The sequence below is a fragment of the Achromobacter seleniivolatilans genome (assembly GCF_030864005.1).
In the GTDB taxonomy this organism is placed as follows: Bacteria; Pseudomonadota; Gammaproteobacteria; order Burkholderiales; family Burkholderiaceae_B; genus Achromobacter; species Achromobacter seleniivolatilans.
This window is the reverse complement of sequence record NZ_CP132976.1, coordinates 1,468,983-1,493,846: the sequence shown is the minus strand read 5'-3', so window position 1 is coordinate 1,493,846 and position 24,864 is coordinate 1,468,983. Positions and strand designations below refer to the sequence as shown.

Sequence of the window (24,864 nt, the reverse complement as noted above, 5' to 3'; positions counted from 1 at the left end):
TCCTGAGTCCCGCCGTGCCGTCAGGCCGGTGCGCGGGGCGCCGTGGACAGATGCATTAACAATGCGCCGCCCATGATCAACGCTGCGCCAGCCAGGCGTCCGGGGTTCATGGCGCTGCCCAGGAATCCCACCAGCGCGTAGCGGTCCAGCACCAGCGCGGCAAGCATCTGCCCAGCGATCACGGCCGCCAGGAAAGCGCCTGCGCCCAGACGCGGCGCCAGGATCAGCCCGGCGGTGATGTAGAACACGCCCGCCACGCCGCCCGTCCAGCCCCACCACGGCAACTTGCCGAGCTCGGCAAAAGAGGGAGCGGGCACGCGCAACAGCGCCATCACGATCATGGCCGCAACCGCGCTGATCGCAAGCGACGCCATCGTGGCCCACAAAGGGTGGCCCAGATTGCGCCCCAAAGCCGCATTGGCGCCTGCCTGTATCGGTACCAGCGCGCCAGCAATGATGGCGGCGGGAATGGCGAAGAGTGTTGCTGAGTTCATGTTTATCCTCCAATTCGGGGTTAAAGGTATTCTCTTATTCACGAACCTTTGACTCCAATTCGAAGATTGTCTATTCAACATGCAGCAAACGAATAATCTAAGAGCCGTGGACCTGAATCTGCTGGTGGTCCTGGATGCGCTGCTACATGAACGTCATCTAACGCGCGCCGCCGGACGGCTGCACCTGAGCCAGCCGGCGGTCAGCCATGCTCTGGGCAGACTGCGTGCGTTGTTGGCCGATCCGCTGTTTGAGCGAACCCGGGGCGGGCTGCGCCCCACCCCCTATGCCTTGGCGCTGGAATCCCCGCTGCAAGACGTATTGGCCCAGGTGCGCCGCCTGCTGTCTGGCGCTGTGTTCGATCCCGCGACCAGCCGACGCGTCTTCCGGCTGGCCATGTCCGACTATGGCGCGTCGGTGGTGTTGCCTGAGCTTATGCGAGGCTTGCGTCGCGACGCCCCGGGCACTGACGTAGAGGTCACGTCCGGCAGCCGCAGCGCAATGATTGCCGGAGTCGCGGACGGGCAACTGGACCTGGCGTTCGCGGTCTTTGGGGAAACGCCCGCCGTCATCCGGCGGCAAATCCTATTTGAAGAGACCTTTGTTTGCGTCGTGGATGCGGCCGAAAATGGCGCAGAGCCGCTGACGTTCGAGCAATATCTGGAGCGTCCGCACGTGCTGGTCGCAGCAGGGGCGGATCAGCGCGCAGGCGAAGTGGATGCTGCCTTGGCCAAGACGGGGCGGTCCCGCCGCGTCGCACTGCGGCTGCCGCATTGGGCAGCCGCTGCTACCGTGCTGCGGGGCACCGATTTGGTGTTGACGGTGGCAAAGCGCGCAGTCAGCGACACCGCCGCGCAGGGGCTTGCAATCACGCAGGCGCCCTTTCCCATCGCTCCCCTGAACTTTGAAATGCTGTGGCACGAGCGCGAGGACGCAGATGCCGGATTGTGCTGGCTGCGAACCTTGATGACTGACGCGCTGGCACCCATGCCGCCAACCGCAAAAACGGATTGACCCGCGCACCCGGTGGACTCGCTTGCGCTAGTATCCAAAAACTCTCTTCCTGGAGGTGACATGGCTGTGGAACCTGCATCTGCTCCGTCGGCGGATACGTCTTTGCTGTTGCGCAACGCCGAAAACGGCGTTGTCACGCTGCGCATGAATCGTCCGTCCCAATTCAATGCCTTATCCGAAGGTTTGTTGGCCGCGCTGCAACACGAGATTGACGCCTTGGCAAGCGACCCCGACGTGCGTTGCGTGGTGCTGGAATCAGCAGGCCGCGCCTTTTGTGCCGGCCACGATCTGCGCGAAATGCGCAGCCAGCCATCGCTGGATTATTACCGCGAGTTGTTCCGCAAGTGCGGCAGCGTCATGCAGGGTCTACAGGCGCTGCCCGTGCCCGTTATCGCCAAAGTCCAGGGCATCGCCACAGCGGCGGGATGCCAGCTGGTCGCCAGCTGCGACCTGGCTGTTGCGGCGGACACCGCCAGGTTCGCCGTGTCCGGCATCAATGTTGGGCTCTTTTGCTCGACGCCCGCCGTTGCCTTGAGCCGCAATGTGTCGGCCAAGCGCGCGTTTGAAATGCTGGTGACCGCCAAGTTCATTGATGCGGCCCAAGCCGTGGATTGGGGCCTGATCAACCACGCGGTGCCGGAATCCGATCTGGATGCGCGGGTGCGCGCCTTGGCGGGCGACATTCTGTCGAAAAGCCCGTCGGCCATCCGGTATGGCAAGCGCATGTTCTATAAGCAAAGGCAGATGGACCTGGCCGATGCCTATGACTACGCGGGTGACGTCATGGCACGCAACATGATGGAAGCCGACGCCAGCGAAGGCATCGACGCATTCCTGCAAAAACGCGCGCCCCGCTGGCAGTCCTAGGCCAGCCAACCCAACGCCCAGCCCCCCGCCGCCGCCAGCGCCACGACCCACACGGGGGACCACCGCGCATACACCAGCAACGCAAAGAGCAACAGGGCAAGGCCGAAATCGGTCTTGCCCAAAATGGCATGGGTCCAGACGGGGTCATAAAACGCGGCCAGCAAGATGCCGACCACACTGGCATTGACGCCAGCGATCATATTGCGCACGCCGGGCCGGCGGCGCAGGCTTTCCCAGAACGGCAAGGCGGCTGCGAGCAGCAGCGCGCCCGGCAGGAAGATCACGACCAATAGCGCCAACCCGCCCCACCATCCCGTCAGCGGACCCGGTGACATGGCGCCCAGAAATGCGGCAAACGAAAACAAAGGACCCGGCATCGCCTGCGCTGCGCCGTAACCTGCCAGAAAGTCGGCCTCCGAAATCATGCCGCCAGCAGCTGTTGCGGTCTCTAGCAGTGGCAGTACGACATGCCCGCCGCCAAACACCAAGGCGCCAGCGCGATAAAAGCCCCAAACCTGATCCGCCAGCACGGTGTCTGCCAGGGATGCCCACAGCGGCAGACCGGCCAGCAAAGCGATAAAAACGGCTAACGCGATATAGCCCTCGCGCCGCGAAGCGCCTGGCATGCGATTGGCCAGAATGGGCCGGGGCGGCAATTGCAACGTGGCGGCACCCACAGCGGCCCCCAGCAGGATTGCCCCCGCCTGCGCCAAGCTGGTGGGCAACAACACGCAGATCAAGGCCGCAGCCACCGCCAGGCCTGCCCGCGGACGGTCTGGGCATAGCGACCGGCCCATGCCCCACACTGCCTGCGCAACGATAGCCACTGCCGCAATTTTCAAGCCATGGATGACCGAAGAGCCTGATAACCACCCAAAGTGCGCAAGCCCCAGCGCAAAGCCGATCAGCGCCAGCGCGGACGGCAGCGTAAAAGCCAGCCACGCCGCTGCCATCCCTGCCCAGCCTGCTCGCCGCAGGCCAATTGCCATTCCTACCTGACTGCTGGCCGGACCCGGCAGGAATTGACACAGTGCCACCAGGTCCGAAAAGGCGTAGTCGTCCAGCCAATGCCTGCGATCCACAAATTCGGTGCGGAAGTACCCCAGATGGGCGACCGGGCCTCCGAAGGACGTCAGGCCAAGCCGCAGGAAAATCAGAAAGACTTCCAGACAGGAGCCCCGGCCGGCCTCCGCGCGCTCGTATGTGGCGGGTTTGCTGGCGACAGATTCATCGTGGGGGGGCGGGTGCGGCATGGGGCGTCATCGGCAAACGGGGCGCCGGATTTCCGCCCCTGCTTCATGCTTATAGCCGGGGTGCGCCGACGTTTCAATCGGGTCAATAGCGATGACTGCCGGCTAGATTTTTGCTAGCCAGCGGAACGCTATAAGAATCTTTACAAAATCCACACAAATCGCAGCGAATTACCGCAGAAATGGCCGCTAGCATGCCGAATTCCCGAGGTGTAGCCGAATGTTCCTTGCCGCCCCTTTCGTCCCCCGCACCGTGCTGCGTGGACCCCAAGCCGCCGGCATCAGCAAGGCACATGCTTAAATTCGCCATCCGCGTATTTCTGATCGCGACGATCGGCTATGTCGTCGCCGCGCAGCTGGTCAACATCAGCTTCGGCTACTTCCTGGAATCACTCAGCGCAGATTTGTCGTATCGGGCCGTTCGTGGCCAGATGTATGCGCTGCGCAAGGACCTGGACCCGGTCCCGGCGCAAGATAGGGCGGCGTACATTCGGGACGAGGTTCAGCCTCACTATGGCCTGGCCCTGACCTTGTTGAAGGCTGATGAGGTGACGCTGACACCTGCCGAGCAACAGCAGTTGGACCGCACCGGCTTCGTCATGCGCGACGACTACAACACTTATCTGGCTCGTCTGCCAGGCGATCCGCCGCAATGGCTCGATGTGCGACTGCCGGTTGAACCGTCGATGGAACGATGGATCACGTGGTCGGCCTTGGCAGCATTGAGCGTCTTGCTGGCTGTCATTTTGCTATTGGTCTGGGCCCTGCCTATCTGGCGCGACCTGGATGCGCTGCGCAACGCCACGCTGCGCATGGGCCAGGGCGACATGAGTGTACGTGTGCGCCTGTCGCGGATTTCCGGCATTCGCCATGTGGGCGAGAGCTTTAATCAGATGGCCGAACGCATTGCCACACTGATCGACACCCAGCGCAGCCTGACCAACGCCGTGTCGCACGAACTGCGTACGCCCCTGGCGCGGCTATCGTTTGAAGTGGACATGCTGGGCCACGATCAATACCTGCCGCGCCGTGGCCAGATTCTGGAAGACATGCGTACCGACATCTCCGAGCTGGAAGCCATGGTTGCCGAACTGCTGGTGTATGCCCGGCTGGAGCGCCCCGGCGACGACTCCGTCAGGCTCGAAACCGTAGATGTCTGCGATTGGCTTGGCGAGGCGTTGGCGCTGGTCGCGCATCAGGCAGAGTCGCGCGCCGTCGCGTGTCAGGTGCGCGGCGGTTATCCCGCCCATGTGCAGCTGCATCCGCGCTACATGAGCCGCGCCTTGCTGAATCTGGTGCAAAACGCCGTGCGCTATGCCAGCCAGCGGGTAGAAATCAGTCTGACCCAGACCGCCCATGGCGCCTTTGAACTCATCGTGGACGACGATGGCGGCGGCATCGCCGAGGGTGACCGAGAGCGGGTATTCGAACCCTTCATCCGCTTAGACGAAAGCCGCGACCGGGGCACGGGTGGCGCGGGGCTGGGCCTGGCTATCGTTAAACGGGTAGCCATCAGCCATGGGGGCAGTATTGATGTGCGGGACAGTCCGCTGGGCGGCGCCCGCTTTGTGTTGCGATGGAGTGCCGGCCACACTGAACAGGCGTAATCATGGCCCATACAAAAATTCGGTCTATGGCACTTTTCCGCTAGTCCACCTTAAGCGATGCTTCGTGCTTGTGATTCTTTCCTCTTTCACTGCACATACACAAGGTAGACCTATGAGCCAGCGCGTCAATTACTTCAACGTGTCGCCCGAGCTGTCCAAGAAGTATCTGGACTTCAGCATGGCAATGAAGAACGTTCCCATCATCAAAGAAGTTGGCCACCTGGTAGACATCCGTGCATCACAGATCAATGGATGCGGCTTTTGCCTGGACATGCACGTCAAGGAATCCAAGCTGCATGGTGAACGCGAATTGCGCCTGCACCACGTGGCCATCTGGCGCGAGTCGACCCTGTTTTCGGCGCGGGAACGCGCCGCGCTGGCGTGGACGGAAGCGTTGACCACCCTTCCCGCCCATGGCGTACCCAACGAGATCTACGAAGCGGTGCGCGCGGAACTGTCGGAATCCGAGATCTCGGATCTGAGCTTCAGGATTGTCGGCATCAATGGCTGGAACCGCTTGAATGTTGCGTTCCGCACCGTTCCGGGTTCCGCCGATGTGGCCTACGGCCTGGACAAAGCGGGTCTGAACTGAGCCGCCGAGTCTGCCGTGCAACGCTGCCGGCAGGCACCGTCAGGCCAGTGCTTGTATACGTCTGGCCAACTGTTCGGCCTGCTCGGCCGACCCAATATTGGTGAAACTCATCAACAGCCCAGACTGCGATTCAGGCCCCTGATACCAATGCGAGAGCGCATGCGCATACATTCCGTGGGACAGCATTCTTGCGGCTAACGCCCTATCCGTTTGATGACCGCGCATGCGCGCCACCAGATGCATGCCGCCAGGTTGCGGTTCAATGTGCAAGTGTTCGCCCAACACCGCAGACAGCCCCGCTGCGGTGGTCTCGCGCCGCTCGCTATAGAGTCTGCGCATCCGCTGGATATGACGGCCGAAATGCCCTTCGTTAATGAACGATGCAAGAATGCCCTGGATCAGCGCGGGAGCGCCGCCCGCCAGCAATAGGCACAGGCGTTCAAAGCGCGGCACCTGTTCTTCTGGCACCACCAGATAGGCCAGCCGCAGCCCGGGAAACAACACCTTGCTGAACGTGCCGGCATATAGCACCCGGCCTTGGCGGTCCAGACTCTTTAGCGCGGGCAAGGGACGCCCGACGTAGCGATATTCGCCGTCGTAGTCGTCTTCGATAATCCAGGCATTGCTGCGGTCGGCCCAATCCAGCAGCGCTTGGCGCCGCGGCAGCGACAATGACAGACACAGCGGGCTTTGATGTGCGGGCGTGACGACCGCGCCCCGCGCTCGGGGCTCGGCCGTCATGCCCGCATCGACCACCATGCCATCGGCATCCACTGGCACGGGCACAGCCTGCATACCGGCCTGCCCCAACAGCGCGCGGGTGGGCGGATAACCGGGTTCTTCCATCCATACGGCGTCGCCGGGCTTGAACAGCGCCTGCAAGATCAACTGCATGGTGTTGTTGTAGCCGGACGTAATGAACACTTGGGCGGGAGTGCACTGTATGCCGCGAGCCACCTGCAAGTACGCCGCCGTCGCGGTGCGCAACGACAGCAAGCCATTCGGTGCGGGGTATGACAGATCTGCGGCCTGCTGCGCGCGCAAATGACGGGCGCCCAACCGCGCCCAGATTTTGCGCGGGAAAACATCCAGCGCGGGCAAGCCCATTTGAAATGGCAGTAGCGCAGCAGGACGAATCCACGATCCATCCTGCTTTTCGTCCGGTTTTTGAACGGACGGTGGCGCCAACGGCGTTTGAGGCTGTAGGCCAGGGGTAACAACGGTTCCCGCTTGTCCCCGCGACTGGATGTAGCCCTCCGCAGCCAATAATGAGTACGCGACTTCGATCGTTCCGCGCGCAACACCTATGTCTTTGGCGAGCGCCCGCGCGGATGGAATACGGTCGCCCGGCTTCAAGGCGCCTTCAGCGATGGCGCTACGAAAACGGTCGTAGATCTGGCGGTAAAGCGGGTCGCTGCTGGTATCAGACAGCGTTAGCAAACCATCAGGTGGGGTACTCATCATGGCATAGTCCAGAATCACTTTTATGGCCCTTCAAATTATGTCATGCCTTTTCTAAGATGAGCTTCCGATGTTAGGACACGCTCATGATGAACCAGACGGCCATACGCCATATCGATACCGAAAACGAACTGCGCGCCTGCGCAGCGTTAATGCAGCAATTGCGGCCCCATCTGACTGACGACGCCGACTTCGTCAGCCGCGTGAACCGCATGCGAACCCAGAACTACCATGTGCTTGCGGCCTTTCACGAGGGCCGCGCCGTTGCGCTGGCCGGCTACCGCCATCAGGAAAATCTGATCTATGGACGGTTTATTTACGTGGATGATCTTGTGGTCGATGAGTCTGAACGCGGCGCCGGTTGGGGCGCCAAACTGATAGAGGCGCTGGACGTGTTGGCGCGCGATGCGGGCTGCGCGAAACTTGTGCTCGATACCGGCCTGGGCAACGCGCTGGCCCAACGCTTCTATTTTCGTCAAGGCCTGTTGACCAGCGCCATCCGTTTCAGCAAAACCCTGGGAGCCTCCGCAGCATGAGCATTCTTCGAATTCGTTGCAGCCCGCAGGGCCTGAGCTCTGAAAGCTATCGGCTGTCCGAGCGCATCATTCAGCGTCTGCAGGCAAACCAGCCCGGTGACAAGCTGGACGTGATTGACGTGGACGCCACCCGCCTGCCTCATGCCGATAGCGACTACGCCGCCGCACTCAGCTCACCCGCCGATCCCTTGGACGGCCAACTGGAGCTGGGCACGCTAAAAGAATCAGCCCGGCAAATCCAGCTGTTGACGGATGCCAGCCATCTGGTGCTTTCGACACCCATGCACAACTTCACGGTGCCCTCTTCCCTGAAGGTTTGGCTGGATCACGTGGTGCGAGTACGCAGCACCTTTCGTATCACGCCAGAAGGCAAACGGGGGCTGCTCGCCAATCGCCCTGTCTACGTCGCGATTGCTTCAGGCGGTGCATTCAGCGGCGATAACGCAGGCCAGCCAGATTTCCTGACTCCTTATTTGCGCCATGTGCTGGCCACGATCGGCCTGCATCAAATCACCTTCATTTCGGTCGAAGGGACGGCGCGCGGCCCGGAGTTTCTGGAGGCTGCCCGCAAGCGCGCTGACGCCGCAATCGCGGCTCTGTCGTTCAGTGCAACCCAGCCGGCATTCGCCGTCTGACCCAGGCGTGCACGAGCGTTATTGGCTTCACAAAAGGCGCACATGCGATAGGTTTTTAAGCCCGGAAGAAAACTGCGAAACAAAGATGGCAACCGGTTGGTATCTGGATGCCATCCGTAGACATCAAAATCGCTGATTTTCACGCATTCCGGTTCATTTGCCCGGTGTGCATTGACACCACGGTTTTCGCCGCCTTACGCTAGGCCGCAACATTCGGTCAATCGCGGGCGGCGGTCCCCGCCCCAGCGCACATTTGTGCAGGAGGCGAGCCATGGCGTCATGCCGGTCTGGAGTGTACGCGTGCGTGCTGATATTGCTTAACCTGTATGCCGGAACCGACGCCTACGCAGCATGCAGCGACAAGACCATGCGCACCATGGCCGACGCTGGTCAATCCCCATCGGCTATCGCCAAACGCTGCGGCGTGAGCGCGTCCACCGTAAAGAACAAGCTGGGTGATCAGAACAATCCGCCTGCCCGGACGCCGTCCGAACTGGCGCCAGCCGCTGCCACGCCGTCTTCACCCGCCGCCACGCCGCCCGCCCGCGTGACGCCACGCGCCTCTTCCGCCTCTGGCAGCGCATCATCCAAGCCGCTGCCAGCCCCAGAGCCTGCCAAACAACCGCCAGGCACTATTCTGGAAATGTGCGGGTGCTACGGCAGCCAAAGCTACGGTTTTACCGAACCCAATGCGCAATGCAGCAGCGGCAAAGCCGTGGCCACGCGCTGCCCGGGCTACTGCCCCGTCAATCGGTCGCCCTGGCGCCGCATTTGTAGCTAAGAAATGCGCGGCTACTGCCCGCCACCTGCCATGAACCAACGGTAGTACAGGTTGCCGCCGTCGTCGCGGGCGACCTTGTTCAGCTCTCGGCCCCACGTTTCGCGGTCGCCCGCATAGGCGGCAAGCGCGGCGCGGTAAAACGTGTCCAGCCGCGCTCGCTCCAAGGCCATGCCGTCGGCCAGTTCGGCGCTGGCGCCATCCAGCGGCGGTTCCGTGCGCAATGCCATCAGCTCGGGCAGGACGCGATTCAGTTCACGCGGGCGCACCCAGGTTGCGTATTCGATGCCGGGCCGGTCATCCGTGACCGCAGGCGTGTCGCCCGCAAAGCGTTCCAACCCTGCCCGGTCGGTTACCCAGGTGGACAGCAGCGCGGCCGCGGACGGAATGCCCACCGCCCGCAACGCCGCTGCCGTGGAGGGCTGATCAAAGCGCGCCTGGATTCGCGTGGCATCCAGCTTTAGCGGAGAAAGCGAACCGACCAGCAGCATCTCGTGCAACTCGCTCGTCCACAGCTGCGCATGCGGAAAGACCTTTATAAAACTCGCGACCAGCGCACGGGTGTCGTCCGTGTTCTGCGTGGGCAGCGGCAACCATTGCGCCACGATGCCTTGCGGCGCCAGCCGCGACGCCGCCAAGGCATAGAAGTCTTGCGAATACAGATTGACCACACCCGCCGCAGACGGTGGCGGCGGTTCCAGCGTGATCAGGTCCCAGCGTTCGGCGCTGCCCTGCAATGCACGCCGGCCGTCCTGCAAACGCTTTTCCAGGTCGGGATCATTGATGGCCTGATACGTGCCCTGAAAACGCGACCCCGCCCGCAGCACAGCGGGCAGCAGCTCGGCTACCACGCGCTTTTCCAACGGCCGGTATTGTGACAGCGCGCCTGCCGTAATGCCCGTGCCATAGCCGACAACCAGCGCCGATCGAGGTTCACCGTTGTGCACGATGAGCGGCAACAGCGCCTGCAAGCGCATATAGCGCAGGGATGGCATCGCGTCGCCCGAATTCGACACACCCTGGATATACAGGCGGCTGAAGCGGTTGCCGTTGCCGCTGCGCTCCACCACCGCGACCGTGCCGCCATGGCTTTCTTCGTAGAACACCAGTCCGGCGCCGCTGGCGCCCGGCAACAATCGCGCGAACAGATCCGCTGGAATCAGCGCGGCGATCGTCAAGGTCGCCAGCCCCAGCACGCCGATGGCCACGTGCACGGCCGTCGCGCCGCGTTGGCGTCCGCGCCATGCGGCCGCCACACCCACCATGACTGCCACCGCGGCAAGCACACCCAGCGTACGGACAAGGCCGAGTGCCGGCAGCAGCACAAAACCGGTCGCTATCGTTCCCGCAATGCCGCCAAGTGTGTTGCAGGCCAGCACCGTACCCACCTCGCGGCCCACGCGCTGGTCGCCGACGGCAATACGCAGCACGGCCGGAAACGCGGCGCCCAATAACAAGGTCGGCGCCAGTACAAAGGCGCCGGCGGCGACGGCGAAGCGCGCGCACATGCCGGCAAACGCGCTGCCGGTCCATTGATAGATCACGGCTTCCGCCCAAGTCTGCGCCACCACCAGCCATTTGCCCAACAGCGCCACTTCCGCGACAGCGACCAGACCGGCGCCCGCGATCAAGCCGCCAAATACCAGCCAAGGGTTGCGGATGCGAGGCGCGTAGCGGGCAAAGATCGCGGCGCCAATTGCCAGCCCCGCCAGATACGTCGCCAATACGATGGCAAACGCAAAGGCGCGTGTGCTCATGAACGGCACAACCATTTGCGACCACACGACTTCGTATCCCAGCGCCACCCCGCCCGCGATGGCGTACAGCGCAACGGCGAATCGGGCGTCGGACGACAAGGGGGCCCGGGCGGCGCTGCCGGGTGCAGGCGCCTGCACTGCCTTGCGGCCCAGCGCCCAGGCGCCAACGGCAGCAAGCAGGTTGAGACTGGCCGCCGCATAAGCGGCGCCCATCACACCAAAACGGGGAATCAAAATAAACGCCGGCAACAAGGCGCCTGCAATGGCGCCGCAGGTGTTCGCCGCATACAGAACACCGCCCCGCCGGCTGGCCCCGGCATCCTGGCGCGTCACCGCGCGCAGCAGCACCGGCAGCGTTCCGCCCATCAAGAACGACGGGATGGTCAGCAACAGTCCGATCATGAGCCACGCCGCTACTGGGCTGATGGCTTCGACCGCAACAAAGGCTGCCGCACTGTGCGACAGCAAGACGGTAACGGCCACGCAGGAAACCGCCACCGCCGCTTCCAGCGCCGCATAAAAGCGCACCGGCTGGCGCAAGTGATCCGCCACGCGGCCCAAGATCCAACCGCCCGCCGCAAGCCCCAAAAAGAATGCGCTGACCGCGCCAGCGATCGCGCTGACTTCCACACCGACCACCAACGACAGCTGTTTGATCCACAACACCTGAAACACCAACGCCGCCGCGCCCGATAGCAGCAACAGCGCCGCCGGACGCGCTGTCGTCAATGTGCGCGCGTTGCCCTCAGGCCGCTGTGTGTCCACGCCTTCCATTGCTGCCGTCCCCATCTGCATTACGCTGTTCCTCTAGCGTGTGCCGGGCGGCGCACCGCTGGCCGCCCGGGTTGTCCTCAGGTACTGCCCGGCGCCAGTCAGGCGCCGGGGTACATCACTTGCCCTTCTGCTTCGCAACTTCCTCGAAGTGTGCGTCGATGGCTTTGTCGACCTGCTTTTGCACCTGGTCGGTACTGAAGCTGGGCGGATTCTGACTGGGCGGCCACTCAATAAACGTTTGCAGGAACTCCCCTGCCTTGGCAGACCCGATGAATGCCAGGTAGGCGTTCTTGGTCAGCCAGTCGTTGTACTGATCGGAAACAATGTCGGCGCGTTCGTACGGGTCCATACGAAGATTGAACACCTTGGGCACGCGCAGGCAGACGAATGGCTCTCTCCACACCGCGAACCCGCCCGGCGCAGTCTGTTCGCAGAACACGACCTTCCAGTTGTCAAACCGCATGGCGACCAAGAGGCCATCGTCGTTGAAGTAGTAGAAATCGTCTCGCGCGCTCTTCTCGCTCTTGCCGGTCAGATAGGCAAGCTGGTTATAGCCGTCCAAGTGCACTTTGAAGTCCCGGTTGGCGCCGTTGGGCCGCCAGCCCTTCAACAACCGCTCTTTCACGCCGTCGTCGCCCGCCGCAGCCAGAAGCGTCGGGAACCAGTCCATGCCCGAGACGATGTCGTTCTTGACCGTGCCTGGCTCGATTTGGCCTGGCCAGCGGATCATCGCCGGAACGCGGAAAGCGCCCTCCCAGTTGGTGTCCTTTTCGCTGCGGAATGGCGTCGTTGCGGCATCCGGCCAACTGAACTGGTTGGGCCCGTTGTCCGTCGTATAGATCACGATGGTGTCTTTTGCGATGCCCAGGTCATCCAGTTTCTTCAGCAGTTTTCCGACGTCCTGATCGTGCTCCCACATGCCGTCGGCGTAATCGTTACCCGGCATGCCGCTCTTGCCCTGGTGTTCCGGCCGGATATGCGTGAATAGGTGCATGCGGGTGGTGTTCATCCAAACGAAGAACGGCTTGTCCTCTTTTCCGTGCTTGTCGAGATAGTCCAGCGCAGCGCCCACGGTTTCGTCGTCGATCGTTTCCATGCGCTTGGTGGTCAACGCGCCGGTGTCCTCGATCTTGCCGTCAGCCGACGCCTTGATCACGCCGCGCGGCATATAACTCTTGATGACCGGATCTGTGGGATTCTTTGGAAAATACGGGCGCTCAGGTTCCTCTTCGGCGTTCAAGTGATAAAGATTGCCGAAGAACTGATCGAAACCGTGCTTGGTCGGCAGATATTCGTCCCGGTCGCCCAGGTGGTTCTTGCCGAACTGCGCCGTGTTGTAGCCTTGGCCCTTCAAGGCCTGGGCGATGGTGATGTCGCGATCCTGCAGCCCCACCGGCGCGCCTGGAATACCAACCTTGGACAAGCCGGTGCGGCGCGCGGACTGTCCGGTAATGAACGTGGACCGGCCTGCCGTGCAGCTGTTTTCGGCGTAGTAGTCAGTGAAGATTGCGCCTTCATTGGCGATGCGATCGATGTTGGGCGTCCTGTAGCCCACAACCCCTCTGGTATATGCACTGATGTTGGCCTGCCCCACGTCATCGCCAAAGATGACGAGAATATTCGGCTTCTTCGCCGATGCGCCCGCCTGCCCTTGCTGGGGAGGCGGTTGAGTCTGGGCCTGGGTCTGCGCGTGCGCGCTTCCCAGGGCAGCCAGCCCCGTCACGGCGAAAAGCGCCGCGCTCAACAGTTTTCTTGCGTTCATCGCTTCCTCTCCTTGTTCTGCTCGAACAAAAAAGCCCACTCACGTAAACGAATCACTGTGTTGCTGAATTGGTTTGCCCTATTGATTTTCAAATGCGTAAACCCGTTTCCACTCCTTTGCCATATCAACAATTACCCAACCCTTGTTCGTCGCCTCGTCCAAGGCTTTGTCCAGGCGTCCGATCTTCGAATCGCGGTCGTAGGCCCATTCGCGCTTGGCGTCGGTGTGATGCACCAGGCCCGCAAACCGCTTGCCTGAACCCGCGGCAGTCCACTGCAGCATTTGCAGGTCGCCATCCGAATTGCCGAACGCAAAGATCGGTTGGCGCCCAATGAACTTATTGATACTGACGGGCTTGCCCGGGCCGTCGTCGTTGTAGTCCAGCTTGGGCGTGCGCATCAGCACCGGCTTGCCGTCCTGCATTTGGAATTCGGTCACGAAGGTGGTTCCGATGACTTGCTCGGGCGGAATGCCATAGACCTCTTGCGCCCAGGCGCGCATGAACTCGACCTCGCCGCCTGACACGATGTAGGTCTTGAAACCATTGCCGCGCAGGTAGTCCAGCAGCTCGCGCATCGGCGCGTAGATCAGGCTGGTATACGGCTGCTTGAAACGCGGGTGATGTGCCGTCTTGACCCACTGCTTGACCTCGTCCGAGAACGCGCCGGTAGTCATGTTGGTGTGGGTAGCGCCCACGATTTTCAGCAGCCCTTCGGTGCCAGCGGCCGCCAACGCCTGACGGTCGCCTTCAATGGCCGCCTTGAACGGCTGCTCTTCTGCCCATTCAGGATGCTTGGGCGCCATGACTTTGACCTGATCCAACGCAAAAATCAGCTGGAAATACAGCGGCTGTTCGCTCCAGAGCGTGCCGTCGTTGTCAAAGACGGCAATGCGATCGGCAGGCGCCACATAGTCTTTTCCCCCTTCTTGTGTGACGGCCGCCACAAATTCCAGAATGGCCTGGCGCGACGGCCCATCGTTCCATGACGGCAACGGCGTTTGGGCGCGCGCGACACTTGCAAGCACGAGCAATACAAACACGGCAAAACAGCGTTGCAACATACGGCATGTCGAGGTCATGGATGGTTTCCTTAGATTGAACTGCCGGTTGGACCGGTACCGCGATTTGCATCAGAGGGGTTGAGTGGCAGCAGACGGTGCGTCTGGCTGCGTTTGCCCCCGGCACGAAAGGCACGGCGCCACTGTGGGACCGCCTGCCGCAAGGTCTGGAACCCGCGCACCGAATCAGGTGCGACGCCGTAGCAATCGCGCAGCGCTATGGCGCCGGCTTGCTGCAATTCAATGCTTATCCCTGCGGTCGCCTGTGCGACCGAGGCCGCGCCTCGGCTGCGCCGCAGCCATCGGTACAGGGCATCCAACCTGCCTTGCGGGTGATTCAGGCTGCGGCGTAGTTCGCGCGCCGCATAAGGTTCGGACGCCCGCCAACGCTCGCGCTGCGCTTGCGCATAACCGCGCAACCCTGCCATGGCCCGGCGCCACCAGGGCCGGCCCAGCCAGATCGTCAGCGCGGCGAGGACAAGCGCGGCACCCAGCGCCAGCCAGCCGCCAGGAACGCGCACTTGCACCTGCCGGCCCATGTCGCGCAAATCCTGCTCTACCGAGAACGGTGCTTGATAGGCAACACCCGCTTTTGCATCGAAGCGCTGTGCGGGCAGTGTTGTGCTGGCTTCCTGATTCGTGGTCAGGTTCCACCAGCGGATTTCCACCGCTGGCAATTCGTAGGCACCCGGGCGTTCCACCACATAATCCAAGCGGTCCACCCGTTGGCCACCCAGAAACTCGCCACGGCTGCCGGACAGCTGCGTCAGCACGGGTTCGGCCGGATAGGATTTCAATCCTGGCACGGCGGGAATGGCAGGCGGCGGAATCAGCATCGCCTGTGCGCCCTGCGCTTGTACGGTAATAACGCGGCTGATGTGGTCGCCAACGGCTGGCGGTTGCGCCGAAAACTGGATCTGCTGGCTGACCTGTACAGCGCTGGCGGCCAGCCTATGGCCTGCTGCCGAATCAGGCGGGCCTATGGCCTGCAAGCTTAGTTCCACGGTCTGCGCAGTGAGCGGCGCCGTTGCCTGTCCGGCTTTGGCGGTAATGGTCAACGCGGGCACACGCAATGGCCCTGCCGCGGTTGGACTGATCAGATAGGAATACCGCAAGCCGCTATAGGCGACGCCGTTGATGTTGTCCCGAAGGATGGTCGCGTCGCCCACAGGCCCGGACACGAGCGCGCCTGGAATATTCAAACCGCTTATTTGCGGCGGCTCCGTGAACCAGGTGGAGGTCAGCACGTCGACATTCAATGTGGCGGTCGCGCCCACGGTCAGCTTCTGCCCAGCGCTCAAGCTGGCAGCCACATGCAGTTGAGGCCCCGGGGCGGGCGATTGCGCCCACACCGGCGTTGTCATCAACAGGCAAGCGAGCAGCCTGACAAAAAAATGCTGGCAAACGCGGCGTTGGAGATCAGCTGGCAGCACGAATCGCGTCATGGCCGAGGCCCTCCGGCCGGCGCGGCGGCCTTTTTGGCATCTTCAATGGCGAACTTCTGCTTGAGAAACCCCGCTGGCGACAGACTCAGGTTACGCAGCCACACATCGGCGGAAGATGCCTTGGCTACTGCCACATCGCCCATCTTGCCCGCGCCTTTCTTGTTGTCGTAGGCCACCTCGTCCGGCTTGTCTGAGTTTTGGCCGGTTTGTTCGGACTCAATCGCCGCTTGCAGCTTGGCCACCAGCGCCCGGTTCTGCACCGCCTCGGGAAACGGCGAGCGCATACGCAAGGCGTGGTCATACGAGGCCAACGCTGCGTCGTAGTTGCGCAGCCGCGCCTGCGTATTGCCCAGATAAAAATACGCTTCTGGCGTGTCGAGCCGCGCGAATGCGGCCAACGCCGCGCGGTAGTCTCCAGCGTCGTACGCGGCACGGCCCTTCCAGTACGGATCTTGAAACGCCGCTGCCGCGCCGGCAAAATCATGGTGTTCGTATGCCCAGCGGCCCTGCTGATCAGGGGTGAAGAAGGCGTCGGCCACAGGACCGGCGTTTGCAGTCGATGGATAAACGCCCGTCATCCACGCCAACAGTAGCCCCGCTGTCCAGTTGACGTTCCAACCGCGCCGCAATCCCAACAACGCCAGCAGGCCCAATGGCCAGCACAGCCAATACCCGGCATCCTTCCAATGCATCGGCTGACCTGCGTCCTGCACTTCCTGGAAATGCCGTTGCGCGTGCAGCTGGACCCAATCCAGGTCGTCTTCATTCACTGTCAAGCTGCCCAGCGGCGCTCGCGCCGCTTGGGCCAATTGCTTGATCGCGTCAGTGTTGAAAGTGCCTAGCAAGGGCTTGCCCTGAGCATCCATGCGCGGCTGGCCCCGGGCATCGTGCAGCACGCCACCATGCGCCGTGCCGGTTGCCAAGATCAGAATCTGGAAGTCGCTGCCCTTGGCCAATTGCTGCACCTGCGCCAGCTGGTCCGTGTCTGCGCCATCCGTAGCCAGCAGCAAGGTGCCACCGGCTTGTGTGGCCTGCAAGACCGATTCTGCAAGGGTGATGACGCCGGCAACATCCCTGCCCGGCGCAGCGATCAGACTTGTCGACAAGGATTGAACGAACAGATCGACCAAATTGGGATCATCAGTCGGAGGCAGCACCAAGTGCGCCGACCCCGCGTAGGCGATCAGCCCGGTCTTGGCGCCCGTCCGGCGCGCCAGTAAATCGTGCAGCTTGTGCTTGACCGCCTCCAGGCGGCTGGGCGGGACGTCATTCGCATCCATCGATGGCGATAGATCCACGGCCACGATCAATGGCGCTTGGTTGTCCAGAAACGGAGGCCGATCCTGTTCCCACGTCGGGCCCGCTGCCGCGATACCGCCAAGTATCAACAGCGCCGCGACGGCGTGGATCGGACGCGGTCCCGCGCTGCCCGCGGCATCCACCGTCAGATACGGCAGCAACGCAGGCGAAATCGAGCTTCGCCAGCCCAGGCGCGAACCTTCCGATCTGCGCAGCCATAGCAGCGCTAGTGCTGCCGGCACGGCCAGCAGCCACCACGGTCGCAGAAAATGAAAGGCGCTTAAGTCGATTTCCATACGCCCTCCTTCTGACCGGCTTTGGGATCGGCATTGGGATCGGCATTGCGCCGGCCCAAGCGCCCGCGCAATGCGGCGCTCAGGTGCCACACGCCAAGCAGCAGCACAGCCAGCCCCAGCGGCACCCAGAAGAAATCCTGTTTGGGCTGGTGCCGGAATTCGCGGACTTCATGCGGGGTGATCTGGTCCAACGTGGCGTAGACCTGTTGCAGCGACGCTTGATCCTGCGCCGAGAAAAATCGGCCGGCTGTCGCCTTGGCAATCTGGCGCAAGACGTCGAAGTCGACCTTCTCTTCGCCCTGGCCTTGAGGGTCGCCGATGCCGATCGTGTGCACGATGATGTGACGATCTGCCGCCATCCCGGCCGCGCGGTCGGGCGGCACGGCGCTGCCGGTATCGTTGCCGTCGGTCAGCAGGATCAGCACCTTGTCACGTTCGGCCGCGTGCTCCAACTGTTTGATCGCAACGCCGATGGCGTCGCCGATCGCCGTGTTCGGCCCAGCCATGCCGGTACTGATCTGATCCAGCAGCACGTTCAATGTGGCATGGTCCTGCGTCAGCGGCGCTTGCGGATACGCCGCCGTGCCAAAGACGATGAGCCCCAGCCGGTCGTCCTTGCGGCGGGCAATGAAATCCGCGACTACCGTCTTTACGCCCGTCAACCGATCTACGCGCTTGCCTTGCGGGTTCACAAAATCCTGCGTCTCCATGGATTGTGAGATATCCAGCGCCAGCATCAGATCGCGCACTGGCTGCCGGTGTTCAAGCGGGGGCTCTACCCGCTCCGGACGGGCCAGCGCCAACACCAGCAACGCCCAGACCAGCACGTTCAGCGCCAGTTGCCAGCCGTCACGCCGGACGCCGGGGCGCTGCGGAGACTGCCCCACACTGCGCGCCACGGACTCAAAAAACGGAATTCTTACCGCCCCGCGGCGCTGCACGTACGAAGGCAGATAGCGGTAGGCCAACCAGCCCAGCGGCAGCAAGGCCAACAGCCACGGATATTCAAGCCGCCACATGGTGCTGCTCCATCCAGCGCCGGCTTGCGGCAAACAGCGCTTGCAGCCGCGCGGGAGCAATGGCGCGCACCGTGTCTGGCGGGCCATACGCCAGTGTGCGCAGCAAGGCGTCCGTTTCCGGCTCAAAAACGCCGTGGTCTTCCGTCATGAACCGCACCCACTGCGCGCCCGTCAACGCCCCTACCCTGGCTCTATCGTCTTGAACTACCGAGGACAAACCCACGCGCTTGAGTAAGGCTGGCAGCTCCCGGGCGGCCAGCGGGTCGGTCTGTGCCGCCACCCGCAGCGCATCCAGTTGCAATAGGCCTTCCCGCCGATAGCGATTGCGTTGACGGTTGCGAGCGGCCCGCCAAGTGAGCACGACAGCCAGCAGCACCGCGACGAACAGCACTGCAGCCCAGCCCCAAGTTTGCGGCCAATAGCTGACCGGCGCAGGGAGCGGCAAGGAAAGCAACTGGTCAACCGAGGGCGAAGTATCCGCATTCATGGACGGCTCCCTCCGCCAGCCGGCGCACGAGCGCTGCCGGCCTGCCTGCCCAGTTCGCGCCTTAGCTGGGTCAGCGTATCGTCCGCGGTGTCGATCGACAGCAAGGGCACATGGCTGCGGCGCAGCAGTTCGGCCACATCGCGCAACCGGCCAGTGAAGAAATCAGATAGAGGCTGCCGCACCTGTTGCCGGTCTGCGGCCAACTCCACCTGCAACTCACCCTGGGTCACGACCAGCCGGCCATGCAATGGCAGGCGCACCGCCAAAGGGTCATACACCAGACTGGCGATGACATCGTTGTGAGCGGCCAGGGTGCGCAGCAGACGCAAGGTGTTGTCGTCCGCGCCAGCAAAATCGCTGATCAGGCAGACCAGGCAGTCATGCGGCGCACTGGCCAAGGCCGCTTGCAGCGCTTCGTTCAAGCGGGCAGACGCGTCTACATCTGGCGCATCCGCCCGTAGCGCCTGATTGCGCCTGACAATGGCGGCAAACAGCGCCTGTATGCGTTCGCGGCTGCGCAACGGGCGCACCTGATCAATGCCATCATCGCTGAACACCAGGCCACCGACGCGATCACCTGCCTGATAGGCCATCCATGCGGACACACCCGCCAATCGGGCGGCCACCACGGATTTGAAGCTGCGGACCGACCCAAAATACATGCCCATGCGCTGGTCCACCACGACCAGCACAGGACGGTCGCGCTCTTCGCTATACGTGCGCACATAAGGCTTGCCCAGCCGTTGCGAGGCCCGCCAGTCCAACTGGCGCAAGTCATCACCCGGCAGATACCGCCGCAACTCCTCGAAGTCCAGCCCCCGGCCGCGCAGCCTTGATCCGTGCTGACCGGCCAGGATGCTATTGACTGGCTGGCGGCTGGAAAAACGCAGCCCTCGCGCCGCCGGCTCAAGCGCCATCAGATCCGGGATGCGGACCTGGACGTCGGGAGCGATGGCGGTAGTGGCAGGCATCATCGGGCTCACACAGGAATAGCAACGACATCCAGCAGTTTGTCGATGACCTGATCCGCAGTCACGCCATCGGCCACGGCGTCGTAAGACAAATGCAGCCGATGCCGCAGCACCGGTTTGGCCGCCATGCGGACATCGTCGGGCGACGAAAAATCCTGCCCTGCCAGCCACGCATGGGCGCGCGCCACCTTGTCCAGCGCGATGGCGCCGCGGGGACTCGCGCCAACTTGAATCCACCGCGCCAAGTCCGCGTCGAAGTTGGCCGGCCGCCGGGTCGCATTGACCAGATCCACCAGATAATGGTCCAGCGCGTCTGACACGTGCACCTGATTGATCTCTGCGCGGCAGGCGAAGAGCGTCTCTTGCGTCATGCGCGCCTGGGCAGGCGCGTCATCCTGACGGGATTCACCGCGCAATAAGGACAACATCCGGATCTCGCTGTCCGCATCGGGATAATCCAGCTGAATCTTCATGATGAAGCGGTCCATTTGCGCTTCGGGCAAGGGATACGTGCCTTCCTGTTCAATCGGATTTTGCGTGGCCAGCACCATAAACAGTCCCGGCATCCGGTGCGTCGTGCCCGCGACGGTGATTTGCCGTTCTTCCATGGCTTCCAGCAAGGCAGCTTGCACCTTGGCCGGAGCGCGGTTGATTTCGTCGGCCAGAATCAGGTTTCCAAACAAAGGGCCTTGCTGAAACTGAATATGGTTCTGCCCCTGAGCGTCCTGTTGCAGAACCTCGGCGCCGGTGATGTCTGATGGCAGCAAATCCGGCGTGAACTGAATGCGGCTCATGTCAGCCGCCAGATGCGCGGCCAACGCCTTGACGGTGCGGGTCTTGGCCAAGCCAGGCAGGCTTTCCAGCAGCACGTGGCCGTCTGCCAGCAATCCAAGCAGCACTTCGCGGATTACGCCATCCTGCCCTAGAACCGACTGCGCAATGGCGCGTTCCAAGTCAAGGATGTTGTCGCGGTAGACGGTCGGCATTCCCTCTCCTGTTTGACGGGGCACGGGCCGCGTTGCGCGGCGGCGCCGTCGAATTTGGCCTGTGCGGCCGTTTATGTCCTACCGGCTGGCGATCCCATTTTTCTGCGTCTGCGCCAGCTTCCACTGCTGCGTTGTCATGACCGTACGAAAGCCCAGGTGCGACATGCCATTCATCGGATCTGTGCCACGCCGTGCGCTGGTGCGATAGCTGATGCAATACGTGTCGCTGCACAAGAACGAGCCGCCGCGCGTGACGCGCTTGGGCGCGCCCACGGGCACGATGCCATCGTCTGGATCGAAGCTATCGGCCGGGCCCGCCGGGTCCACCGGCGCGCGGCGATACTGCGCTTGAATCTTGAAGGCGTCGGCGCGATACCAGTCGGAGGTCCATTGCCAGACGTTGCCCGCCATGTCGAACAGCCCATAACCATTGGGTGAAAAGCTGCCCACGGGCATCGTGCCCACTTGAACCTTTTCGTCCTTGACCACGGGAAACGGCTGCTTTTGCTGGGTGTCCCAAATGTTGGCCATGGCCTTGCCCTGCGGCAGCAATTCTTCGCCCCAGGTGTAGGTGGCCTGCTCCAACCCGCCTCGGGCCGCCATCTCCCATTCGGTTTCGGTCGGCAGCCGTTTGCCGGCCCATTTGGCATAGGCCTTGGCATCTTCATACGACACCTGGACGACGGGATGATCGTCCTTGCCCTCGATCGAACTGCCGGGGCCTTGCGGGTGTTTCCAACTAGCGCCCGCCACATAACGCCACCAGCGCGAGTAGTCACGCAAGGACACTTCAGATTCCGTGCCGACAAACACCATGGCGCCAGGCACCAGCAGGCTGTCGTCAGGGCGCGGAGTACCTGGGGGCAACTGCACTTCCAGGTCTTCCCATTTGGGCTTCTGTTCCGCCGTGGTGACATAACCCGTCGCCTGCACGAAGCGTCGGAACTGCGCATTGGTCACGTCGTTCACATCCATCCAGAAGCCGCTGACGCCCACTTTGTGGGCTGGCATTTCGTTGGGTTGCGCCAGCTTGTGGCTGCTGCCCATCAGAAATTCGCGGCCGGGCACCCACGCCATGCCCGGGGGGCCGGTCTTGCCGTCGCCCAGCACCACTTTGACAGGTTCAGGCCGGCCATCGTCGCCCAGCACCAGATAACTTGCGCTGGCCGCGACGCCCAGCGCCACGCCGCCCAACAGCAATGCGCCAACCAGCCGGAATTTCCCTTGTGTTTGCTTCGCCATATCAATCACCCGATAACAGACGTATCTTGCTGACCGCCGCCCGGCTTTCGGGCAGCCCGATAGATGCTCGTAAGGCTTAAAACACCAGCGTGGCGCTCGCCATGAAGGTGCTGCTGCTGTCCAGACGGTTCGTGCTGCTGATGGTGGGCACCCAGCGCAGGCCCAACGACAGCGATCGCTTGTCGGCCAGCTTTCTGTCGTATGTCACGATTGGGCCCAGCGCCCAGTCGCGTCCCCGAAAGCCATTGAGCCGATCGGCTGTGGGACCCTTGTCGTTGCCCAGTTGTTGTATCGTGCCCAGCACCAGACCGGCGCTGACGCCATTGCTGAACATCTTGCGGCCCATTACGTCCATGCTGAAGACAGGCGCGTTGCGATAGTCAGTAGCATTGTTGCGTGTGTAGAACTGCACGCCAGCGACCGTGTCCAGTTGAAACCCGGACTCCGGAAAAATCTTCGTGTAGGCCACCTGTGGAATGAAGGTCCAGTTATTCAGACTGGGGTTGGCCAGGTTGTTGGCGTCGTATTTGCCGGTGGGCGCCCAGAAATTAAAACTGAGTGCCAGATGCGACGTCTCTGAAAAATGGTAGCCCGCGATAATGGGCGAAAAATACAGGTCGAACAGGTTCGAGGCGGTATCGGTCTGGCCTACCGTCCTGCCCCCAGGCCCGGTGACTCCGGCGCTTACCTTGGTCCAGACATAGGGCAAGGTAAAACTGGAAGCGAAGTTCCAGCGTCCCGGTCCCGTATCCCAGGTTTTCAGGACGGTCGCAAGCGTGAACGCCACTTTGCCGTCTATCCCTAACGTTGTCTTGCCCCCTACGGGCACGCTGCGGCTGCCGCTGATGTTGCCGTCCAGGTAGATCTCCGCAAAATTCACGGCCCAAATAGGCTCCGGCGATACGATGCCGGCATTGGGTTGCACATTAGTGCCCGTCACCTGCCGGCCCAAGGCCCCCTCCGTGGCCCACGCGGCGACCGGCGCGGCCAACGCGGCCGCGGCCGCCAGTCCGGCCATCACACCCTTGCCACGAAAGAAACTGCTGACGAGTATCCGCATCACTCTTTCCCTTGTACTTGCTGCAACAGCGTGCCTTGCTTGCACCGGCCCGCACGACGCCTCATGGCGCTAATTCCGCTTTCGGCAGCTTCCATGTGCCATCGATGACCGCCGGTTTGGGACCGTAGAACCTGGCAACAATATTGAATTTGCCCTCTGGCGCCGGCAGCCAATTCGACTCATTGCCCTTGGCGGGCCGAGCATGCTGCACATAGAGCGTCAATGAGCCGTCCTTGCCATATTTAAGACCGGGCGTACGGTCGCCGATCGCATAGCGTTTGATGGGGTTTTCGACCAGATGACGGCCCGGCAAGTCATACAGCGTCATGGACCAGAAAAACTGCACCGGTGGCAACTGGCCTGGTTCGAACCGGATCACATAGGCCTTGCTGCCGTCCAGCGGATTGCCCTGTGCGTCTTCCTCGTAGCCCAGGTAGATCGCTTCTTCCTTTGAGTTGCCGTATATGCCCATCGCGGCCGCCACGGCGCGCTTGGTGTAGTCGCTGCCCATGGCCTCGCGCGATCCGAACAGACCGATGGAAGAGCGCGTCTGTTTCTGGGCCTGCAACAGCGCTGCCTTGGCGTCTGCGACACCGTCGGCGATGGATTGGCGCGTGGCAGCGTCCAGCTTGGATGCATCAAACGGCTTGCCCGGCGCGATGCCTATCGTGGCGAAGCGGCGCATCATGGCCTCTTCGCCAGCAGGCTGCGGCTGCGTGAACTGCAACAGCTGGTTCAGATAAGCGATGAAGTCCACCGAGGTCGCGCGCGGCTCATCCCAAGGCAGCCAATCCACCGGCGCGGCGGCAGCGGGCGCGGGCTGTCGTTCAAACGCATTGAGAGGCCGCAATTGGTACTTCGCCTGTAGCGCCTGCACGTTCTTCACGTCGGCAGCGCCGTTCAGACTCGTGCGCCCCAGGATGGCGACAAAATCCGTCTCGGAACGCAACACTTTCGTGATGCCTTTTGGCGTGCCGCCGTTCCAGTGCGGGCCCGCGATCAGATAATTGCCCGCGCCAAACCCCGTAGACCGCACCCCCGCGTACGCGAAGTTGTAGGTATACAGATCGACCATCTGGAAAACGTTGTAGCGCCCCTTCGGGGTGGCGGGCAGACTCAGCACCCAAGGTTGGGCGCGCAAATCCAGCCAGGCCCAGGAGTAAGGCGTGTCGTTGTTCGGGGTGACAATCTCGCGGTTTTCAGGGGTATAGGGCTGGGAGTAATGGCGGAACTTGCCAAAGCCGCCCACATAGGCCTTATCGCCCGGGTGGATGGCCTGCACATACATGGTCTTGTAGTTGTAGAGCATCGGGTAGGCATAGAGATATGCCTCCTTGGCGATTGCGCGCACGCTGTCAGCCTGCGGTGGCGCCTTTGCCTGCTGGCTGACACACCCGGCGAGCGTGATCACGCCGGTCATCAACCCGGCTGCCACGCCCAACCTGCGTAATGACGAAACAACGCTACCCATGCGG

22 protein-coding genes are annotated in these 24,864 nt (G+C 62.5%); 7 read left to right on the top strand and 15 right to left on the bottom strand.

Features of this window, described 5'->3' with window-relative positions; all coding sequences use genetic code 11:
• Window positions 1-20: 20 nt before the first annotated feature.
• Window positions 21-494, bottom strand: a complete 474-nt coding sequence (locus RAS12_RS06705) for a DMT family transporter (RefSeq protein ID WP_306946498.1) — start codon at window positions 492-494, stop codon at window positions 21-23.
• A gap of 79 nt (window positions 495-573) precedes the next feature.
• Here RAS12_RS06705 and RAS12_RS06700 point away from each other — a divergent pair, with 79 nt between their 5' ends.
• Both RAS12_RS06700 and RAS12_RS06695 read left to right on the top strand, forming a co-directional pair.
• Entirely contained in the window at window positions 574-1,506 is a 933-nt protein-coding gene (locus tag RAS12_RS06700; protein WP_306946496.1) for a LysR family transcriptional regulator, read from the top strand.
• Window positions 1,507-1,566: 60 nt separating this feature from the next.
• The gene (locus RAS12_RS06695) at window positions 1,567-2,373 is read left to right on the top strand and encodes an enoyl-CoA hydratase (protein ID WP_306946493.1); all 807 of its coding nucleotides are present in this window, start codon (window positions 1,567-1,569) and stop codon (window positions 2,371-2,373) included.
• On the opposite strand, the gene chrA is transcribed toward RAS12_RS06695, so the two are convergent.
• The gene (chrA, locus tag RAS12_RS06690) at window positions 2,370-3,626 is read right to left on the bottom strand and encodes a chromate efflux transporter (protein WP_306946491.1); all 1,257 of its coding nucleotides are present in this window, start codon (window positions 3,624-3,626) and stop codon (window positions 2,370-2,372) included. The two genes, RAS12_RS06695 and chrA, sit on opposite strands and share 4 nt — an antisense overlap.
• 290 nt (window positions 3,627-3,916) lie before the next feature.
• Between chrA and RAS12_RS06685 the strand changes: the two genes are divergently transcribed.
• The gene (locus RAS12_RS06685; RefSeq protein WP_306946489.1) at window positions 3,917-5,230 is read left to right on the top strand and encodes an ATP-binding protein; all 1,314 of its coding nucleotides are present in this window, start codon (window positions 3,917-3,919) and stop codon (window positions 5,228-5,230) included.
• A 112-nt stretch (window positions 5,231-5,342) separates the two neighbouring features.
• Window positions 5,343-5,822 carry a carboxymuconolactone decarboxylase family protein gene (locus tag RAS12_RS06680; protein WP_306946487.1) on the top strand — a complete coding sequence of 160 codons (480 nt, stop codon included), beginning with the start codon at window positions 5,343-5,345 and terminating at the stop codon, window positions 5,820-5,822.
• A 39-nt stretch (window positions 5,823-5,861) separates the two neighbouring features.
• On the opposite strand, the gene pdxR is transcribed toward RAS12_RS06680, so the two are convergent.
• The gene (pdxR, locus tag RAS12_RS06675; RefSeq protein WP_371321251.1) at window positions 5,862-7,286 is read right to left on the bottom strand and encodes a MocR-like pyridoxine biosynthesis transcription factor PdxR; all 1,425 of its coding nucleotides are present in this window, start codon (window positions 7,284-7,286) and stop codon (window positions 5,862-5,864) included.
• A gap of 86 nt (window positions 7,287-7,372) precedes the next feature.
• Between pdxR and RAS12_RS06670 the strand changes: the two genes are divergently transcribed.
• The 3 genes from RAS12_RS06670 to RAS12_RS06660 all read left to right on the top strand — a co-directional run bounded on the left by RAS12_RS06670 (window position 7,373) and on the right by RAS12_RS06660 (window position 9,235).
• Window positions 7,373-7,819: a GNAT family N-acetyltransferase gene (locus RAS12_RS06670; RefSeq protein WP_306951336.1), complete on the top strand. Its 447-nt coding sequence runs from the start codon at window positions 7,373-7,375 to the stop codon at window positions 7,817-7,819.
• Window positions 7,816-8,454 carry an FMN-dependent NADH-azoreductase gene (locus RAS12_RS06665; protein WP_306946485.1) on the top strand — a complete coding sequence of 213 codons (639 nt, stop codon included), beginning with the start codon at window positions 7,816-7,818 and terminating at the stop codon, window positions 8,452-8,454. Before RAS12_RS06670 ends, RAS12_RS06665 begins: the two co-directional genes overlap by 4 nt.
• A 304-nt stretch (window positions 8,455-8,758) precedes the next feature.
• Window positions 8,759-9,235 (top strand): helix-turn-helix domain-containing protein, encoded by a 477-nt coding sequence (locus RAS12_RS06660; protein ID WP_306946483.1) that lies wholly within the window; start codon window positions 8,759-8,761, stop codon window positions 9,233-9,235.
• Window positions 9,236-9,246: 11 nt separating this feature from the next.
• On the opposite strand, the gene RAS12_RS06655 is transcribed toward RAS12_RS06660, so the two are convergent.
• The 12 genes from RAS12_RS06655 to RAS12_RS06600 all read right to left on the bottom strand — a co-directional run bounded on the left by RAS12_RS06655 (window position 9,247) and on the right by RAS12_RS06600 (window position 24,860).
• A complete protein-coding gene (locus RAS12_RS06655) occupies window positions 9,247-11,784 on the bottom strand; it encodes a fused MFS/spermidine synthase (protein ID WP_306946481.1) in 2,538 nt (845 codons plus the stop codon).
• Between the two features lie 94 nt (window positions 11,785-11,878).
• Window positions 11,879-13,525 carry an arylsulfatase gene (locus RAS12_RS06650; protein ID WP_306946478.1) on the bottom strand — a complete coding sequence of 549 codons (1,647 nt, stop codon included), beginning with the start codon at window positions 13,523-13,525 and terminating at the stop codon, window positions 11,879-11,881.
• A 78-nt stretch (window positions 13,526-13,603) separates the two neighbouring features.
• Window positions 13,604-14,605: an HAD family hydrolase gene (locus RAS12_RS06645; protein WP_306946476.1), complete on the bottom strand. Its 1,002-nt coding sequence runs from the start codon at window positions 14,603-14,605 to the stop codon at window positions 13,604-13,606.
• An 11-nt stretch (window positions 14,606-14,616) separates the two neighbouring features.
• Entirely contained in the window at window positions 14,617-16,029 is a 1,413-nt protein-coding gene (locus RAS12_RS06640) for a BatD family protein (protein ID WP_306946475.1), read from the bottom strand.
• Window positions 16,026-17,624, bottom strand: coding sequence for a vWA domain-containing protein (locus tag RAS12_RS06635; RefSeq protein ID WP_306946473.1), 1,599 nt, complete (start codon window positions 17,622-17,624; stop codon window positions 16,026-16,028). The genes RAS12_RS06640 and RAS12_RS06635 overlap by 4 nt, the downstream gene beginning before the upstream one ends.
• Window positions 17,609-18,643, bottom strand: coding sequence for a vWA domain-containing protein (locus tag RAS12_RS06630; RefSeq protein ID WP_306946471.1), 1,035 nt, complete (start codon window positions 18,641-18,643; stop codon window positions 17,609-17,611). The genes RAS12_RS06635 and RAS12_RS06630 overlap by 16 nt, the downstream gene beginning before the upstream one ends.
• Window positions 18,630-19,130, bottom strand: coding sequence for a DUF4381 domain-containing protein (locus RAS12_RS06625; RefSeq protein WP_306946470.1), 501 nt, complete (start codon window positions 19,128-19,130; stop codon window positions 18,630-18,632). The genes RAS12_RS06630 and RAS12_RS06625 overlap by 14 nt, the downstream gene beginning before the upstream one ends.
• Window positions 19,127-20,101, bottom strand: a complete 975-nt coding sequence (locus RAS12_RS06620; RefSeq protein WP_306951334.1) for a DUF58 domain-containing protein — start codon at window positions 20,099-20,101, stop codon at window positions 19,127-19,129. The genes RAS12_RS06625 and RAS12_RS06620 overlap by 4 nt, the downstream gene beginning before the upstream one ends.
• Window positions 20,102-20,109: 8 nt before the next feature.
• Window positions 20,110-21,087 (bottom strand): AAA family ATPase, encoded by a 978-nt coding sequence (locus RAS12_RS06615; protein ID WP_306946468.1) that lies wholly within the window; start codon window positions 21,085-21,087, stop codon window positions 20,110-20,112.
• A 78-nt stretch (window positions 21,088-21,165) separates the two neighbouring features.
• The gene (locus RAS12_RS06610; RefSeq protein WP_306946466.1) at window positions 21,166-22,329 is read right to left on the bottom strand and encodes a formylglycine-generating enzyme family protein; all 1,164 of its coding nucleotides are present in this window, start codon (window positions 22,327-22,329) and stop codon (window positions 21,166-21,168) included.
• A 76-nt stretch (window positions 22,330-22,405) separates the two neighbouring features.
• Window positions 22,406-23,347 carry a SphA family protein gene (locus RAS12_RS06605; RefSeq protein ID WP_306951333.1) on the bottom strand — a complete coding sequence of 314 codons (942 nt, stop codon included), beginning with the start codon at window positions 23,345-23,347 and terminating at the stop codon, window positions 22,406-22,408.
• Window positions 23,348-23,450: 103 nt separating this feature from the next.
• On the bottom strand, window positions 23,451-24,860 hold the full coding sequence (locus RAS12_RS06600; protein WP_306946464.1) for a DUF1254 domain-containing protein: 1,410 nt from the start codon (window positions 24,858-24,860) through the stop codon (window positions 23,451-23,453).
• Between the last annotated feature and the right edge of the window lie 4 nt (window positions 24,861-24,864).